The organism is Arthrobacter sp. efr-133-R2A-120 (assembly GCF_030209835.1).
GTDB lineage: Bacteria > Actinomycetota > Actinomycetes > Actinomycetales > Micrococcaceae > Arthrobacter.
In genome coordinates this window covers 17349-34121 of the sequence record NZ_JARVRF010000035.1, presented here as the reverse complement: position 1 = coordinate 34121, position 16773 = coordinate 17349, and the positions used below count along the sequence as shown (strand labels likewise).

Sequence of the window (16773 nt, the reverse complement as noted above, 5' to 3'; positions counted from 1 at the left end):
CTTGGCTAATGCTCCAACTAAGTTGAGATTGCGTCACTTTAGGTGAGACAGGACACATTCGTCGGGAACGTGTCCTAATCTGCAAATTCTGCAATTGGATCACTTCTACTTTACATAATGTAGATTATCGGCGTTGAAGTAGGACGAGTAGAAGTAGATGAGATAACTCGTCTCAGCCTGCCTTGCGGCGTTTTCCCACGTCATGCGTGGGTTCCGGTTTTCCAGACCCCGCGATCGTAACTCGCAACCAACCCCATCGAAACACGGTTTGCCACGTGCTACCCCTGCGAATCCCCCGTGTCATCTCTCGTGCAACACCGCGAACCTACTCCCGGCCTATGAACGCAGCCCATGACGGTGAGTAACGAAGTTGCGCACTTTCGCTTAACGAAAGCCCGGACGTTCCCCTGGGCGTGACCGAACCCGCGTTGGCCCTGTCCGCCCGTTTCAACTGTCAAGTTCTTGACAGTTGAAGGCGCTGAAAGCGTCTCTTACAAGCCCTGACAGTTTGAAAGCCAAGCCCTTCTCTCGGACTGCGATTTGTCCGGCTCTCTACAAACAGGACCACCCAAAGCGTGGTCATCGCGTCTATGGGCGCGTTTGAAGAGAAGGGAACATAAGTGAGTCAAGGAAGATTCGAACCAGACGCCGGAAACCCGCCGGGACAGACAAGGGGCCGGCGGGCGTTCGCCAAGTCCGGTGCTCTGGCAGCTGCCGGCGCCCTTGTCCTCTCCGCTATCGGGACCGGAGGCATCTTGGCCGCGCCTGCGGCACAGGCCGCAACTGACCTGCCGGGCATGCACCAATCGGGCATCACCGTCCAGGCTCCGCCGCCCCGGGCGTTTGGAGATTGGTCGATGTGGCTGGGTTCCCTGAACCTGAACGCCGCCGCCGGGGGTCCCACGGCCTTCTGCTTCGACGTCGGGATCCCGGCCGGGCCAGCCGGGTCCGGGGCGGTGGGTTCCCTCGGAAACCCGCAGCTTAACTACGCGATCCAAAAGTACCAGGGCGACCCTGCAAACCACCCCGCCTTGGCGTACCTGGCGCACGAACTCGCGGATCCGAGGTTCAACGTGCCGTGGAACGGCATCGGGGCTCCCTACCCCAACCTCCGGGACTCGGCTGATCCGCAACTGCCCGGTGTCCGTGCCCACGCCGCGGCGATACTCGCCGACGCCCGGGCCAATTCCGGTCCGTACTCCACGCAACCTAAACTCTCGATGGACGCGAACGGTCGCGGCGGTACAGTCACCTCGACGGAACTGATTTCCGCAGCCGGGAACAAGTTGAACGGCTTCTCGGCCCGCGCAATCCTGAACGGCCCCGCCGTGTGGGCAGGAACGAACTCACAGGCAGTCAACGCCCGTACCGGAGATCGGCTCGGCTTCACGGCTACTGGAAACGGAACAGTGTCGGTGACGCTGACGATCGACGCACCCGGGTCGTCGGCTACCACATACTCTGTGTCGGGCTTCCAGAACCTTCTCGTCGCCGGCGGGGCTCAACCTGTCGCGGGAACATCGGCCGATGCCAAAGTGATCTTCGATTTTCAGCCCGTAGCAACCTCCACAGCTGGCCGGTTTGTCGAGGGCGGCCAGGCGCTGGTGGACGTTCTGCACGTGAACACGTCCACGGGAAACGCCAATGACTGGGCGTTCGTGAACGGCGGCCGCGTCCCGGGCCGCTTCGACATCGACTGGTACTACAGCCCCGTCAAACTCGCCCCTGCCGCCCAAGTCCCTGCAACCGCTGTGAAGGTCGCCTCTGGGACGGGCACCGCAACGGGACCGGGTGACGTGAAGGTGACCGCTGACAAAAACGCGGACAAGGCCGGCTATTACTACCCGGTGGCCCGCTTCTCCAAGGCAGCCCAGCCCGCGGAACTGCAGCAGTACTTTCGTGCTGATTGGACGGCTGATTTCAACGACCCAAACGAGGAAACGATCCAGAAATACCAGCCCGAGGTCGTGACCAAGGCATCGGCCATTGAAAACGGCAAGGTCCACGACATCATCACCGTGACCGGCAACGAGCCCGGTAAGACACTCTCGGCGATAACGGATCTGATCCTGACCTCCGCCTCCCCGATTGCCGGCGGCTCCGACACCGCACCGGCCGATGCCGAGGTCATCGGTACCGTCACCACGAAGGTCACCGGCAACGGCGAATTCAGGACCGCGGCCGTCGAGGTTCCATGGGAGAAGATCGTCGCCGAGAAGTGGGCCAAAGGCCTGAAAGCCAACCTGTACTTCTCCGAGAAGATCGACGGTACCGAGTCCACCAAGGCATGGGACGGCAAGGAACTGCTGCCCAACGAAACCGTCCCAGTCGAGAAACCTTCGATTGTCACCAAAGCCTCCGAAAACGGCACCGTACCGCTTTTGGCTCACGACATCGGAATCATCTCGGGCACCATCCCTTCCGGCACCGGCATCAAAGTCACCACCAAAGTGAACCAGTACAAGTTTGACGACTCGACCGACGGATCCGCCCAGGCCGTCTGCGCCAACCCGTCCTGGTCCTCCCCCGACCAGGACGTCACCGGTGCCGGTGAAATCACCTACCCGAGCCATACCATCGCCCACAAAGGCACCTACGGATACGTAGAGGAACTTAAGCTGACGATCGACAAGGGCGAGGGCAAGAAACCATTCACCGCGCAGTTGCATAAGGGCAACTGCGGCGACAAGAACGAAACTGTCATCGCCTTCCCCGAAGCCGTCACCGTTAGCCCAGCCAAGCCGGCCCTGATGGTCAACACCGGATTCGCGCCCACCACCGGCACGGCACAGGAAACCGGGCCGAACATGCCGCTGCTAATCACAGGCGTCACCGCCTTCGCACTGGCACTCCTCGGAGGAGCAGGGCTGTTGTACCGCAAACGCTTCGACAACCGCGGAGTTGAAACGGACAACGTCCCAGCGGACGAACATGCTGACTAGAAGCATCCAGCTCTCAGATTGACGCGGGGCACCCGGATCCAGCCACCCATGCTGATCACCGGGTGCCCCGCCCCACACCCTAGGACAATCCAATGATCAAAACCTGCAGCTATCCCCGCGCCCGGTGGAACAACGTTGCACTGACCACTGTCGTCACCTGTAGCGTGGCCGGAGCCACCGCAGGCATCTTGGCCTTCACAGCGCCATCCGCTCCCCCGCCGACTCCGCGGGCACCTGTGCTGGCGCCGCCTACTTCCGCCGGACCGGACACCTACACCGGCCCGGCCGCGATCCCCAGCCTTCGGCCTAACACGCTCTCGATCCCGGGCGTGGACCTCAAAGTGGGGCTCGTGGACCAAGGCCGTGACGGTTCCGGCTACCTGGTAGTCCCGGATGCCTCCGAAGCTGCCCGCTACACGGGCTCGGCGGCTGTGTGTGCCGCGAAGGGATCGACCCTACTGGCCGGGCACGTGAACTTCCCGGATGGGTCCCTCGCGCCAATGGCTTCCCTCGTCCGGGTGACCCCGGGCATGCCCGTCTACGTATCCGACAACGCCGGCGTTTCCTGCAGATACAAAATCATCGGTTTGGAATCATTGGCCAAAACGTCCCTGCCCGCAGATACCTTTGCCACCGACGGCCCACACCTACTGCGGATCGTCACCTGTGACCTTGCCAGCCCCTTCGTGCCAATTGCGGGGCAAGCCCAGTTCGCCAACAACACCGTGGCCACCGCAATCCCCTGGCCATGACGAACCACTTCCAGTCCAGACCGGGTTGGCTCCGTCATGCAGGGATGTCCTCCCGCGAATGCATTCCACGTGGCGCGTAGCTCCTGGTTCTGGCGTTCTTAGGTCTCGCCTTGCTCCAGACCAGCGACGCCAACGCCTCCTGGACCCCGGGCAGGGCAAGGGCATTGGCAGGGGAAATTCCCTGGAGACACGGCCCCAGAGATATCCGCGTTCGCTGCAGACGAAGTCCACGAGCGCCCTCTTATGGCCTCTGGGTACCCAGCTCAAGGACCTGTTCGTTTCTAAGCGGGAGAGCGCGGCCCCCGGCTCTGATCCGAAGGAGATCTCCTCCATGTGCCGGGATGCCCTTTGTTCGATCACCTGCAGACCCTGCTCTGCGACGTCGCGATCCCAGCCAGCCCTGATCAACAACGCCTTTAGTTCCTCCCAGAGAGGCGATGAACCGGCGGGCATTGGCGAAATGGCCAACGGAATCTGGGGCCATTCGCACTCATGTCCGTACACCGACACCAGCGGCGCCACCTCCCCCAGGGCGTGGTTCTTCTTCGCGTCTGCCCACACACCGTTCCGCACATCTCGCTCTGAGAGCCAGTGGCGTTGGGTGACTGTCCAGGTCCGGAGTCCGTTGCGGACAACCGTCAGCAGCCACGCGCAAGCCGGGACGTCCACAGGTATCCCTCGGTCGCAAAGAACTTCCGTGGCGTAGAACAGTGCATCTTCCGGGGCAATCGAGGGGAACTCGTGCTGGAAACGGGACAATAGCGCCGGAAGAAACGAACCGAACAGCAGCCCGGCCGAAGGGCCGTCCCGGCCTTCCCGCTGCCATCTGGCTACGAGGTCCCGCAGGAGGGCATCGCGTTCGGCCGGCGTCGAAAACCGGCCATGGGTTCCGGGACTCATGCGGCGACACCCCACTGCTTCGCAACATCGCTCATCAGTTCCGCGGCCGCGTGGAACTGGGCGGCCAGCCGGCGTCGTCGTGTGGGATGCGCCTCGGGCAGGCGCTGGACGACTAGCTCAGAGGATCCCATATTCCGGATAGAGTCGATCAACTCCCGCAGCTGGAGTTCGGCCAGCACAGCCGCGTCGGAAGGACCGTGATCTACGTCCAAGGCGCCGACATCGGCCAAAAACCCCTCCACATCGAAGATTCCCTCGTTGGAGTCCGAGTTGGAATCCGAGTGAAGAAGTTCGCCCGCGATCACATTCCTTGGTACTGCGGGTGCAGTGCGGCGCATTCTGCCGTCCAGCGACAATCTCACGGACGGCAGCGTTCCACCCGCTGCAACGCCCTTTGCGAGGAGGGTCTTCACGGTCTCGTGGGATACGCCCAGGACCGGGGCGATCGCACGAAGCGACAAATTTCCGGCCGCCAACTCCATGGCGATACTCACCCGGGCGCTGCCTCCCAGGCTCGGAAGGACCAGCCGCTCAGCCTCCACCAACTCAGCCCACGTACTCAGGCCAAAGGCCGTCCATGCCCTCGCCTGATACAGCTCCAAAGCAAGCTTCACGACCTGGCCGAGCAACCGGTCAACCACGCACATTTGGCGATCAAGCTCAGCCAAACGCAGGCGCAACCGCTTCACCTTGACACGCGCACCCCCGACATCCAGATCCCCCTGCATACCTGCGCACCTCCCCAAATGCACTAAGGACCGCCCTGTTGCCGTCCAGCCGCTCGGCGAACTCGGCAAACGTACAAATGGGCTGCTATTAGAACTAGTGGCCCGTCGCTTCACTTTGTGTCGCAGAAGCTTTGGAGGCCCTGAATGCGGTTGAGTCCGCCGGTTCCCGAAAAACAGGCGGGACCCCTAAAACGTCCACATTTCCACGCCCTGCCATTGTCAACGGCATCTTCGTCGCCAACAATGAAGCATGCCGGTCTACGTGAGGTCTCTGGAAACTGCCGTACCGCCCACAGTGCTTGTGCAACCACAGGCGCGCGACGTTTTTGCATCCCAACCCGGCCTGACACGGCTCGGGTCCAGACTGGTGCGAACCTGTTTTGATTCAGCAGCCATCGACACCCGTTTCACCGCAGTGGCCGAATTGTCCTTGGACAACCACTCCGAGAATCCGTCATTCTTTGACCCCGCGACAGGCCGTGTACTTAGCCCCAGCACCAAAGTCCGCAACGAGATATTTGCCGTCGAAGCCACCAAATTGTTCATTGAGGCCGCCAAGGCCGCCGTCGGGAAATGTCCCGATATTGATTTACTTGACATAACCCATGTCATCACCGTTTCCTGTACGGGTTTTTTCAATCCCGGCCCCGATTACAAAGTGGTCAGGGCCCTCGGACTGAGTCCGGCCGTGCAGCGCTATCACCTTGGCTTCATGGGTTGCTACGCAGCGTTCCCCGCCCTCCGCGCAGCCCGGCAGTTCTGCCAGGCCGATCCCTCTGCCGTCGTCCTCGTTATCTGTGCGGAACTTTGCTCGCTCCACGTCCGGACCTCAAATGATCCGGACACCATCATGGGGTCGGCCATCTTCGCGGACGGCGCGGCGGCCGCCGTCGTGACTTCCCGTGAGCCTGAGGGGCCGGACCCGGTGATCAGGCTGGATCACTTCGAGACTGTCCTGACGCCGGTCGGCGAAGAAGCCATGGCCTGGAACATTGGCGACGAAGGCTTCGAAATGGTTCTCGGCACGTACGTGCCGCACATCATCGAGGAGCACATCACCGGCGCGCTCGAACCGCTGCTTGCCCGGGACCCCTCCCTGGCCGGACTCCCCTACAGGGACATTACGCATTGGGCCATCCATCCCGGCGGCCGCAGCATCCTCGACAAAGTCGAGTCGAAGCTTGAACTCACCGAAGAACAGATGATTCCCGCCCGTGACGTCCTCCGCGACTATGGCAACATGAGCAGCGCCACCGTGCTCTTCGTCTTGAAACACATCCTGGGACAAACCCCGGCTGAGCGGGAGGAACGCATCTGTTCCATGGCATTCGGGCCCGGCCTCACGGTGGAGACGGGGCTCTTCACCCGGGTTTCCCCGGCTCTGTGATGCCGGCTCTGTGATGCCGGCCCTCCCCCGCCTGGGCGGCTTTCTCGGCGCACGGGATGTGACCGCCGTTGAAGACATGGACCGCCCCGATTGCGAGCTTGACCGGCTCAACCGAAGTTACGCGCGGTTTCCGATCGTCAACGCTGTGGTGTCCGGCTGGCGGGATACCTACAGCTCAAGGATCAAGCCTTTGCTCACGACGGCGGCGCCCACCACGGTCCTTGACATCGGCTGTGGCGGTGGAGACGTTGCCCGTAGCCTGGCGCGCCGGGCCGCAGCAGACGGTTACCGTCTGGAAGTCACCGGAATCGACCCGGACGAGCGCGCCTTCCAGTTCGCGAACTCCGCACCGTCAGTGGAGGGCGTGAGCTACCGGACGGCCTTGAGTTCCGAGCTCGTGTCGGAAGGGCGCACGTTCGACGTCGTTATTTCCAACCACGTCCTGCACCACCTGACCACCCCGGAACTCGCCTCGTTCCTTCACGACTCCGAACGCTTGTGCCGCCGGATTGCCTTGCACAACGACCTCACGCGCAGCCGTGTGGCATACGCACTTTTCTGGGCAGGATCCTGGCCCCTCGGCATCGGTTCCTACATCCACGGTGACGGCCTCACGTCCATCAGGCGCAGCTACACGGCAGTGGAACTCCGGGCCGCCACTCCGTCGACCTGGACGGTAGAACCGAGCGGCTTGTGGCACAACCTCCTGGTATACCGGCCCGGGGAGGTCCACGATGTTTGACGTCGTGGTGGTCGGAGCCGGACCTGTCGGGCTATATATGGCAGCCCTGCTGCTGCAAAACGGACACCGCGTTGCAGTTCTCGAAAGACGCGCGACGTCGAGCCGCCAGACCCGTGCCATAGGAATCCATCCGCCCGCCCTGGCAGCTCTGGACGCAATAGGTGCCGCCCATCCCTTGGTCTCTTCAGGGGTCCGGATCACCCATGGTGCCGCGTACAGCGGCGGCCGGAAAGTTGCCGACATGGACTTCGCCCGTCCCTCGGCCGAGTACCCCTTCATCCTTTCCGTTCCGCAATACCTCACCACCCACGCCCTGGAGTCCAGGGTGACCGACCTCGATCCGGGAGCCCTCCACCGCGGGGTGCAGGTCGAGGAAGTCGTCGACGACGGCGGGCGCCTGCGTTTGCGCGGGCAGCAAGACGGAGCTCCGGCCGAGTTTCTGGGCCGATTCGTAGTGGCCGCCGACGGCGTCCATTCCGCCGTCCGTGAGGGACTGGGTTTGGAGCCACGCTTGCGCACCTATCCCGACTACTACGTCATGGGCGATTTCCGGGATGAATCGACCTACGGCAACAACGCCGTCCTTTTCCTTGAGCCCGGAGGAATCGTGGAGTCCTTTCCCCTGCCCGGCGGCATCCGCCGGTGGGTGGTCCGGCTTGGCACCCCGTGTCAGGAACCCACTCCCCACGCGCTCGCCGACCTCATCAAAAAACGGACCGGCAGCGTGGTGGACTCCGCGAGCAATACGATGATCAGCGCGTTCGGCGTCACCTCTCGCATGGTCTCCCGCATGGTCCACGGACGGGTCGCCCTGCTTGGCGATGCCGCACACGAGATCAGCCCGATCGGCGGCCAAGGGATGAACCTGGGCTGGTTGGACGCCCTTGCCCTGGCGCCGATCATCAGCGAAGCATTGCGCACATCCGCGAAAGTCCCTGCCGGCAAGGAACTCGCAGGCTTCGAGCGGGACCGGCAGCGCGCGGCGAAGAAAGCCATCTGGCAAGCCAGCCTGAACATGGCGCTGGGGCGTCCCTTGCCCCCGAAAGTCCTCAGCGCACGGAACGCCTTGATCGGCCGCGCCATCACCTTGCCGATGTTCTCGGAGCTTGTTGCCCGCAGATTCACGATGCATTGACACTAAGCTCAATCCATGGACTTTGAGACCCGCCCCCTGACTGCCGGCCCGGACACGACGTTTACTGCCTCGGAAATCCGCAGCGCAGTCCAGGCCCTGCTCGGTCTCGAGGGGCTCCCTCCCATCGTGCAGGTCGGCCATCCCGTGCTGCGCCAGCGGGCCGCGCCCTATGATGGCCAGCTCGACGACACCGAACTGGCGCAGCTGATCGAGCGCATGCGGGATGCCATGCATGCCGCTCCCGGAGTGGGCCTCGCCGCGCCGCAGCTCGGCATCCCCTTGCAGCTGGCTGTGCTTGAAGACCATTTCGATGTTGATCCTGTTGCCTCGGAGATCCGGCAAAGGACGCCGCTGGGCTTCTTCGCGATACTGAATCCCGGCTACGAGCCCGAGGGGACTTCCACGGCGTCGTTCTATGAAGGCTGTTTGTCGATGCGCGGATTCCAGGCCGTGGTCACACGCCACCGCGATGTTCGTTTGCACTACCAGCGTCCGGACGGAAGTGCAGCCTCGGCCGGATTCTCCGGATGGCAGGCCCGGATAGTCCAGCACGAAACCGATCACCTGCACGGCGGACTTTATTTGGACCGCGCCGAACTGCGGTCGCTCGCAAACGATGGGGAGTACTCCGCCCATTGGGCGTACCCCGGAATCGACGAGGCACGCCGCGGACTGGGATTCCTCAATCCGTAGCTGAACCGGATTCGCGCGGCGGGTTTGCTGCCGAAGGCAGGTGCCTTGCCCACCACGCGAGGATCTGCTCGAATCGCTGCCGCCTGTGGTGGGGTGTGCCCGATCGCGATAGTTCGTGGTCTTCACCCGGGAAGAGGAGCAACGCCGTCCCCACGCCCTGGGCCTTGAGGGCGGCGAAGTAGCGCTGGCCTTGTTCAACCGGGCATCGGAGATCGTTTTCGCTGTGGATTACCAGCGTGGGTGTCCGGACTGCGGTCACCACGGCCATCGGGCTTTGGGCCGCCATCTGCTCCGGCGAGCCACCCGTGTATTGGCCACCGAAGAACCATCCGATATCCGAGGAACCGGCAAAGCTGACCGGGTCGAGGAATCCGCGCTCCACAATGGCTGCCTTGAAGCGGTGTTCGTGGCCGATGACCCAGGCCGTCAGATATCCGCCGTAGGACCCGCCCATGATTCCGATCGATTCCCTGTCCATCGCAGGAAAGGCTTCGAGTGCACCATCCAGGAAGGCGAGCACATCCGCCATGTCCACGGTGCCCATCTTTTCCTTGATGGCCCCTCCGTGTGCTTGGCCGTACCCGGCAGAACCGCGCGGGTTGCACATCAGCACGGCGTATCCCGCCTCGGCGTACACCTGGGCTTCGTCAAAGAACGCCCCCGTGTACTGGGCGAAAGGGCCGCCGTGGATGGTGAGCAGCACTGGATGGGGGCCTGGCCCCTCTGGCAGGACCACCCAGCCATGGACCGGGTAGCCGTCAGTTCCGGTGGTGGTGAACTCATGCGGTTCAAGGATTGTCGCTTGGTCCCGAAGCGCCTTGGCGAAGTCCGTGAGCACTCGGAGTTCACCCTTCTCCAGAACGCCGAGCTCGCCATTGCTGAAAGCGTCGCCGTAAGCGACAGCCACGATGTCTCCCACTGCGGAAGCGCCGATCGCTACGCGGGGACCCTTGACAAGGACCTCGGCCTCGCCGTCGGGTGACCATTGGATCAGCTGGACGCTGCCACGGCTGGTGTTGAGCGCGAGCACCCCATCCGCTCCAAAGGCTTCGAGGTGGCCGCCAATGTCCTGGTTTTCGACGTCGCTGAGCATCGTTGCTTTGCCACCCCGGACCGGCATTGCGTACAGCGCCGTGTTTCTCGCGACGAAGTCCAGGCCGTCGTCGCCGAGGTCCTGCGCCGCAAAGAACAGCCATTCACCGTCCGCGGATTCGCAGATTTCCTGGACGGATTGTTGTGCGGCGTCCGGACGAAGTGCTTTGGGCTCGCCGCCCGCGACGGAGACACGATAGATACCGGAGGCGAGGTCGGCGTCGTGCCCTTCGTGGAGCGAGGCGACGAAGTAGACGCTCTCACCGTCGCGGCTGAAGGACGGCGAGGTGTGGTCGGCTTCGCCGAACGTCAACTGCACCGCCGGCGGCACCAGGCCTGCCGCATCGGCTCCGTTGGCTTTGGCCGCCCTCCCCACAGGAACCACGGGAGGTTCCGCTCCGGGCTCGGGGACCTCGACGACGAACAGTTGCGCGGGCTTGTCCGCGGTGTAACCCAGCCCATTGAGCCTGTATTGGTTGTCGGTGATCAACCGTGGGTCTTCGCTGCCCGCCCCGACGCCGTCAACCGTCCCGTAACGGCCTTCCTCAGGAACGCGCGAGGAGAACACAATCCTCCGCGAATCAGGCGCCCAGGAAAACTCGGAGACTCCCAATTTCTGTTCCGTGATCGCTTGCGGTTCCCCGCCGTCGGACTCAACCACGTGCAGTTGCGGCTTGCCGTCCGGCGTCGCCCGAAGGAACGCCAACCCCCTGCCGTCGGGTGAGAATGCGGGTGCGGTGTCCCGGAAGCCACGGGTGATCCGCCGGGGCCGGATCTCATGGTCAAAAGGAACACTCCAGAGCTGGCCGACGTAGGCGTCGGCGTCGAAATCGGGCCGCGTGACGGACACGACGGCGCGGGTCCCATCGGGATGGGTCGCGGGAGCAGAGATGGAATTCAGCAGCGGGAGTTGTTCGGCTTTCACGCTGGTGAGCCTAACGGCCGTCAACGCATGAGGATATGTGCCACTCCGGCAGCCGTAGGATTGTCCATATGCTTTCCGACGCCGTCCCTTCCCTACGCTGCCCGGTCTGCGGGGGTCCTTTCGGACTGAGCGCGGCTGCGCCGTTTTCGCTCGGTTGCGTCGCCGGCCACAGTTTCGATGCCGCCAAACAGGGCTACTTCAACCTGCTCACGGGCAAGGGCACGGTCTTCGAGGCCGACACGGCAGAGATGGTCGCGGCCCGCAACGATTTCCTGGGCGCGGGCCATTACGCTCCCCTCGCCGAGGCCATCGCGGAGCTGGCGGCACCGGTCCTATCGGCGCCGGGATCCCTGGTCCTGGATTCGGGGACCGGCACCGGCCACTACCTACGGACAGTGCTGGACCGCACGCCGGTTGCAGCGATTGGCATCGACATTTCCAAGTTCGCCCTCCGCCGGGCCGCACGGTTGAATCCCGGCGCCGTCAATCTCGTATGGGATGTCTGGCGTCCACTGCCGATCGCAGACCATGCCGTGGATGCGGTCATCGTGGTCTTTGCGCCGCGGAATCCACCGGAATTTGCCCGCGTGCTCCGTCCAGGCGGCCGCGTGATCGTCGTGACTCCGCGCAACGGGCACCTTGGGGAGATTGCGGAACGGACTGGGATGTTGGGTATTGAACCGGGCAAAGACGAGCGCCTTGCCGAGTCCATGCAGGAGTTCTTCACTCCCGCGGACACCATTCACCTCGACGTGGATCTCAAGCTCGACGGGCGCGACATTGCCGATGTCGCCTTCATGGGACCCGCAGGCCACCACCTCGAACGCTCCGCCCTCCTGGCGTCGACGGCCGTGGAAACGTCCGTCAAGGCCACCGCGAAGTTCACCCTCAGCGTTTTCACAGCACGGGAGCAAGGCTCCTAACGGGAACCTTCGCACCGGGCTAGGATGGAAAAACAGCGACTGTGATCTTGCCGACGCTGCAGTCCGGATCAGGCCGGCTGCCGCGGCAAGTCCGGAAACAGGGGGAACGATGTTTGAGTGGCTTGGCAGCAACTGGTGGGCTCTCTGGCTCACGGTGTTCCTCGCATTTGCCGTGGTGGAGATGCTGACGCTCAGTTTCTTCTTCATCATGCTCGGGGCCGGCGCGCTGGCTGCCCTCGTCGCTGACTTCGCCGGAGCTGATCTCTGGTTGCAGATCGTTGTCTTTTGCATCGTGTCCCTGCTGATGATTGCGTTCGTCCGTCCTATCGCACTGAAGCATTTGCACAAGGGTCCCGCCGAGCAACGCACCAACGTGGACCGCTTGATCGGCCAATCGGCGCTCGTCATGGAGCCCGTCAGCGCGACTGCGGGACTGGTCAAGATCGGTGGCGACGTATGGAGCGCCCGCAGCGCGGCGGAGACCATCGGCGCCGGCCAGACCGTGCAGGTCACCAGGATTGACGGCGCGACGGCGGTAGTCGCCTCGACAGCGGAAAACAGCCCGCACTGAGCGGCGTCCCGTCATGGCTCAAGCCGCTGCGTTCGACGATGAGCGTTCGACGACGAGCGATCGGCATATTGCCGCACATAACCGCATCAAATACGTAACTGGGGAATGAAGGAGATGTATGGACAGCTTGGGAGGAACTGCAGCCGCGATCGTGCTGCTAGTTCTCGTCATATTCGTGATTATCGTTTTGGTCCGCTCGATCAGGATCATTCCGCAAGCGCGCGCCGGCGTCGTAGAACGCCTCGGTAAGTACCAGCGCACGCTCAACCCCGGGCTCACCATCCTGATCCCGTTTGTCGACCGTCTGCTGCCGCTGTTGGATCTTCGCGAACAAGTGGTTTCCTTCCCGCCGCAGCCGGTGATTACCGAGGACAACCTGGTTGTCTCGATCGACACCGTGGTCTACTTCCAGGTCACGGATCCCCGGGCCGCGACCTACGAGATCGCCAACTACATCCAGGCTGTTGAACAGCTGACCACTACCACGCTCCGCAACGTCGTGGGCGGCTTGAATCTTGAAGAAGCGCTCACCTCACGCGACCAGATCAACGGCCAGCTCCGCGGGGTCTTGGACGAAGCCACCGGGCGCTGGGGAATCCGCGTTTCGCGCGTGGAACTCAAGGCAATCGACCCGCCGCACTCTATCCAGGACTCAATGGAGAAGCAGATGCGGGCCGAGCGCGACCGGCGTGCTGCGATTCTGACCGCCGAAGGCACCAAGCAATCGCAGATCCTGACGGCCGAAGGCCAGCGGCAAGCAGCAATCCTCGCCGCAGAGGGTGACGCCAAGGCAGCCATCCTCCGCGCCGATGGCGAAGCGCAGGCCATTCAGAAGGTCTTCGACGCCATCCACAAAGGCAACCCGGACCAAAAACTGCTGGCCTACCAGTACCTTCAGACCCTGCCGAAGATCGCGGAGGGCTCATCCAACAAGCTGTGGATCATCCCCAGCGAGGTCGGAGAGGCCCTCAAGGGCATCGGCGGCGCACTGGGTGGCACCAATGGTGGATCAGGCGTTGCGGACCTGTTCAGCGATTCCGCGAAGCCGACAGCCGAAGTTCCTGCACCGGCGGGCACAGCGGCTGTGAGTTCCGGACACGCGCAATCAACGCCAGCTACGCAAGAACCGTCTGCGTAACGGACAGTTTCCAAGGGGGATCGGCCAAATTCTCTGGCCGGTCCCCCTTCGCTTTGTCCTGTCCGCTTCGATCCGCGTATAATGGTGTATTTGTCCGGCCGGTTCAGTCCGAACGGAACATTAACGCTTGGTCAGGCGTTTCATCTAGTGATGCAACGTGTGCAGACAGTAGTCCGGGCGGCGCCGTTGCGGCGTCCGGCTAGCGCGGAGCATGGTTCCGCGAACAGACAGAGGGAGTAATCATGAGCGATCGCAGCCTGCGGGGCATGCGTCTTGGCGCCCAGAGCATGGAAACCGAATCCGGTGTGGAGCCGGCGCCGCGTCAGCGGGTTGAATACCGCTGCGCGGACGGAGAGCAGGTCTTCGTAACCTTCTCCTCCGAAGCCGAGATCCCTCCTGTCTGGGTTTCCAAGACGGGCAAGGAAGCGCTCCTGGTTGATGGCGAACGCCCCATTGACACCAACGAGAAGGCTGTCCGCACGCACTGGGACATGCTGCTGGAACGCCGCAGCCTTCCCGAGCTCGAGCAGATCCTCGAAGACCGCCTGAACATCCTGCGCGAACGTCGTGGGGAACGCCGCTCGGCATAACGCCGCAGTTCCCAAGGGGCGCGGTTCCCGAGGGAACAGTTTCACGACAAAAGTCCGGGTCCGCACTCTTCAGAGTGCGGACCCGGACTTTTCCGTTGCATTTAGTGCATCTTCATGGCCTCCGGCGGTTGGGTGGTCCATTCAGTCTCGGTGGCCCGCAGCCAGGGATATGGCAGGAGTTCCCCTAGATTGACGGTTCCAACCTCTCCCCCGGCATCAACCAGGACCGTTGCCTCGGCTCCGTAGTTCCGCAGCAGCTCCCGGCAGACGCCACAAGGATTCGTGACCTGCGGTTCTCCGTGTTCGTCCATGCTGACTGCGACGGAGGACTCGATGGAGGCTTCCTGGGCAATCCGGGCATTGGCGAGGGCGCTGGATTCGGCACACACGTTGATTCGTTTGGAACCGATGTGAAGGCCGAGGTAGATCGCCCCCGACGCGCCCCGCATGGCAGCGGCGACACGATGGTTCTCTGTGTGGTGGGCCGTGAGGAGCAGTTCACGCGCCGCGGTGTAGAGCTCCACGTCGGACTGACTGAGGTCAAACGAGATCATGTCCCTAGCTTCCAATGAAGATGCCGCTCTTCCGCCGTGCCAGTACGTAGAACACAATGCTCAAAACGGACAGCACAGCGACGTAAACCGGGAAGATCCACGATGCATTCATGGACTGGAGCCAGACCAGGAGGTAGGACGCCGTGCCACCGAAGACCGCCACACCAATTCCGTAGCCAAGGGAAGTTCCGGCGCCGCGGCAGGATTTTGGCATCAGGGAACTGGTGACGACGTTGTACAGGGTCATGTTGAGGACCAGGACAACCGAGCCGCCCAGGAGGACCGCGGCGAATCCGCCGATGCCTGGACGGACGTACATGAGCATCAGGAAGACCGAAGGAATGGACAGCGCACGGGTGATCAGGAACCACTTGGAAATCGACTTGCCATCGGCGAGCTTGCCGACCACGAGGCTGCCGACAACCAGCACAGCTCCAAGAATGGTGGTGAGGGCGAAGACAGCAGTGGCGTCTTCTTTGAAGCCGCTGCGGGCCGCGGTGGGAAGTCCCGTATTCCAGGCGTAGTTGTAGGCCTGCGCAGCGCCAACGACGAAGGTAATGGCCAGCACGCTCAGCCAATGTTTGCGTACCCCGCCCCAAACAGCTTTCGAGGAATTCTCCGCAAGCTCCTCCGGCCGCATGGTTTCCGGAAGAGTGCGGCGAAGGTAGACAACGATGAAACCGAAGATCGCTCCCACGATGAACGGAACACGCCAACCCCAGTCGGCCATGACAGCCCCGCTCAGCATCAGGCTGCACAGGTAGCTGACCAGCGAGGCGAGGAGAATGCCCGAGTTGACGAAGAACGAAATGATGCCTGCGACGAACCCCTCGCGTCCCACGGGAACCAGTTCGACGGCGTGTGCGGTGGAAAGCGGAGCTTCAACGCCGGTGGAGATGCCTTGCACGATGCGGCAGACCAGGAGGATGACGCCGGCCGCGCCGCCGATCTGCTGGTACGTCGGACACAGGGCGATGATCAGCGTGGTGACTGCCATCATCATGATGGACCAGAGCATCACTTTTCGACGACCGATTCTGTCGGCGAAAGTACCGAGCAGGACACCGCCGAGCGGACGGAACGCGAAGCCGACGGCGAAGACCGCCAGGGCGTTAAGGGTTGCGGCGGTGGGATCCTGCGAGGGGAAGAACTTTGGCCCGATGAAGGCCGACAGGAGTCCGAAGACCATCCAGTCATACCACTCAAGGGTGTTCCCGAGTCCGAGGCCCAGCAGCCCACGGCGGATTTCCGGGGAGAGCCGCGATTTCCGGGCGCTCTCCGGGCCATTCTTGACGACAGTGTCAGTCATGATTCTTTCCTTCCTCCGCACCTTCGCGGTGCGTGAGGGTACGGATCACCGTTGACATCCAGGGGGTATGGACGGTGATCGAAACTATCATTTTGGCTTGGTCCGGCAGGTCTGCCGAACCAGCTCACCTCATGGGAAGCGAGTTAGCCCAGATAGCTACGCGTGCCTCTTCGTAGCGCTTTGAAGCAAACGGGGACATCCAGTCCGGTAATAGGGGGCGTGGATGGCTTGCTTGGGTGTCGCGGGATCAATAGGGGAACACGAGGGTGGACGTGGGGCTGGGCTGGGCCTTCCGCCAGAAGGCTTAAGCGCCCACGTCTCTGATCGTGCTGCAAAACGCCCCCACGTGATGCGACTCACTTAACTATATTGAAGATATTCACCAGGTCAAT

The 16773-nt window shown here is 62.8% G+C and carries 14 protein-coding genes; 10 read left to right on the top strand and 4 right to left on the bottom strand.

Features of this window, described 5'->3' with window-relative positions; all coding sequences use genetic code 11:
- The first annotated feature begins 620 nt into the window (after nt 1-620).
- Both QRN52_RS16300 and QRN52_RS16295 read left to right on the top strand, forming a co-directional pair.
- Nucleotides 621-2942, top strand: coding sequence for a flagellin family protein (locus tag QRN52_RS16300; protein ID WP_284754290.1), 2322 nt, complete (start codon nt 621-623; stop codon nt 2940-2942).
- A gap of 92 nt (nt 2943-3034) precedes the next feature.
- Complete coding sequence (locus tag QRN52_RS16295) at nt 3035-3694, top strand: class F sortase (RefSeq protein ID WP_284754289.1); 660 nt, start codon at nt 3035-3037, stop codon at nt 3692-3694.
- Between the two features lie 896 nt (nt 3695-4590).
- Here the strand turns inward: QRN52_RS16295 and QRN52_RS16290 are convergent.
- Nucleotides 4591-5322, bottom strand: a complete 732-nt coding sequence (locus QRN52_RS16290) for a hypothetical protein (RefSeq protein WP_284754288.1) — start codon at nt 5320-5322, stop codon at nt 4591-4593.
- Between the two features lie 250 nt (nt 5323-5572).
- Here QRN52_RS16290 and QRN52_RS16285 point away from each other — a divergent pair, with 250 nt between their 5' ends.
- The 4 genes from QRN52_RS16285 to QRN52_RS16270 are packed head-to-tail and all read left to right on the top strand — an operon-like array spanning nt 5573 to nt 9279.
- Complete coding sequence (locus QRN52_RS16285) at nt 5573-6709, top strand: type III polyketide synthase (protein ID WP_284754286.1); 1137 nt, start codon at nt 5573-5575, stop codon at nt 6707-6709.
- A gap of 13 nt (nt 6710-6722) precedes the next feature.
- Complete coding sequence (locus QRN52_RS16280) at nt 6723-7451, top strand: class I SAM-dependent methyltransferase (protein WP_284754284.1); 729 nt, start codon at nt 6723-6725, stop codon at nt 7449-7451.
- Nucleotides 7444-8586: an FAD-dependent oxidoreductase gene (locus tag QRN52_RS16275; RefSeq protein ID WP_284754283.1), complete on the top strand. Its 1143-nt coding sequence runs from the start codon at nt 7444-7446 to the stop codon at nt 8584-8586. Before QRN52_RS16280 ends, QRN52_RS16275 begins: the two co-directional genes overlap by 8 nt.
- A gap of 15 nt (nt 8587-8601) precedes the next feature.
- A complete protein-coding gene (locus QRN52_RS16270; RefSeq protein ID WP_284754281.1) occupies nt 8602-9279 on the top strand; it encodes a peptide deformylase in 678 nt (225 codons plus the stop codon).
- On the opposite strand, the gene QRN52_RS16265 is transcribed toward QRN52_RS16270, so the two are convergent.
- The gene (locus tag QRN52_RS16265) at nt 9269-11296 is read right to left on the bottom strand and encodes a S9 family peptidase (protein ID WP_284754279.1); all 2028 of its coding nucleotides are present in this window, start codon (nt 11294-11296) and stop codon (nt 9269-9271) included. The genes QRN52_RS16270 and QRN52_RS16265 overlap by 11 nt on opposite strands.
- Nucleotides 11297-11364: 68 nt before the next feature.
- On the opposite strand from QRN52_RS16265, the gene QRN52_RS16260 reads away from it, so the two are divergent.
- The 4 genes from QRN52_RS16260 (at nt 11365) to QRN52_RS16245 (ending at nt 14518) form a co-directional block, all read left to right on the top strand.
- On the top strand, nt 11365-12219 hold the full coding sequence (locus tag QRN52_RS16260; protein ID WP_284754278.1) for a methyltransferase domain-containing protein: 855 nt from the start codon (nt 11365-11367) through the stop codon (nt 12217-12219).
- Nucleotides 12220-12328: 109 nt separating this feature from the next.
- Complete coding sequence (locus tag QRN52_RS16255; RefSeq protein WP_284754277.1) at nt 12329-12790, top strand: NfeD family protein; 462 nt, start codon at nt 12329-12331, stop codon at nt 12788-12790.
- Between the two features lie 118 nt (nt 12791-12908).
- On the top strand, nt 12909-13928 hold the full coding sequence (locus QRN52_RS16250; protein ID WP_284754275.1) for an SPFH domain-containing protein: 1020 nt from the start codon (nt 12909-12911) through the stop codon (nt 13926-13928).
- 242 nt (nt 13929-14170) lie between these two features.
- Nucleotides 14171-14518, top strand: coding sequence for an RNA polymerase-binding protein RbpA (locus QRN52_RS16245; RefSeq protein ID WP_028267272.1), 348 nt, complete (start codon nt 14171-14173; stop codon nt 14516-14518).
- Nucleotides 14519-14619: 101 nt separating this feature from the next.
- Here the strand turns inward: QRN52_RS16245 and QRN52_RS16240 are convergent, their stop codons facing one another.
- Nucleotides 14620-15072: a cytidine/deoxycytidylate deaminase family protein gene (locus QRN52_RS16240; RefSeq protein WP_284754273.1), complete on the bottom strand. Its 453-nt coding sequence runs from the start codon at nt 15070-15072 to the stop codon at nt 14620-14622.
- Nucleotides 15073-15076: 4 nt separating this feature from the next.
- On the bottom strand, nt 15077-16381 hold the full coding sequence (locus QRN52_RS16235; RefSeq protein WP_284754271.1) for an MFS transporter: 1305 nt from the start codon (nt 16379-16381) through the stop codon (nt 15077-15079).
- Nucleotides 16382-16773 lie beyond the last annotated feature (392 nt).

Excerpts from the sequence above, each read along its gene's own strand:
- QRN52_RS16270 (WP_284754281.1), top strand. The coding sequence starts at position 8,602 with ATGGACTTTGAGACCCGCCCCCTGACTGCCGGCCCGGACACGACGTTT.
- QRN52_RS16250 (WP_284754275.1), top strand. The coding sequence starts at position 12,909 with ATGGACAGCTTGGGAGGAACTGCAGCCGCGATCGTGCTGCTAGTTCTC.
- QRN52_RS16290 (WP_284754288.1), bottom strand. The coding sequence starts at position 5,322 with ATGCAGGGGGATCTGGATGTCGGGGGTGCGCGTGTCAAGGTGAAGCGG.
- QRN52_RS16235 (WP_284754271.1), bottom strand. The coding sequence starts at position 16,381 with ATGACTGACACTGTCGTCAAGAATGGCCCGGAGAGCGCCCGGAAATCG.
- QRN52_RS16240 (WP_284754273.1), bottom strand. The coding sequence starts at position 15,072 with ATGATCTCGTTTGACCTCAGTCAGTCCGACGTGGAGCTCTACACCGCG.
- QRN52_RS16295 (WP_284754289.1), top strand. The coding sequence starts at position 3,035 with ATGATCAAAACCTGCAGCTATCCCCGCGCCCGGTGGAACAACGTTGCA.
- QRN52_RS16285 (WP_284754286.1), top strand. The coding sequence starts at position 5,573 with ATGCCGGTCTACGTGAGGTCTCTGGAAACTGCCGTACCGCCCACAGTG.
- QRN52_RS16255 (WP_284754277.1), top strand. The coding sequence starts at position 12,329 with ATGTTTGAGTGGCTTGGCAGCAACTGGTGGGCTCTCTGGCTCACGGTG.
- QRN52_RS16275 (WP_284754283.1), top strand. The coding sequence starts at position 7,444 with ATGTTTGACGTCGTGGTGGTCGGAGCCGGACCTGTCGGGCTATATATG.
- QRN52_RS16280 (WP_284754284.1), top strand. The coding sequence starts at position 6,723 with ATGCCGGCCCTCCCCCGCCTGGGCGGCTTTCTCGGCGCACGGGATGTG.
- QRN52_RS16260 (WP_284754278.1), top strand. The coding sequence starts at position 11,365 with ATGCTTTCCGACGCCGTCCCTTCCCTACGCTGCCCGGTCTGCGGGGGT.
- QRN52_RS16245 (WP_028267272.1), top strand. The coding sequence starts at position 14,171 with ATGAGCGATCGCAGCCTGCGGGGCATGCGTCTTGGCGCCCAGAGCATG.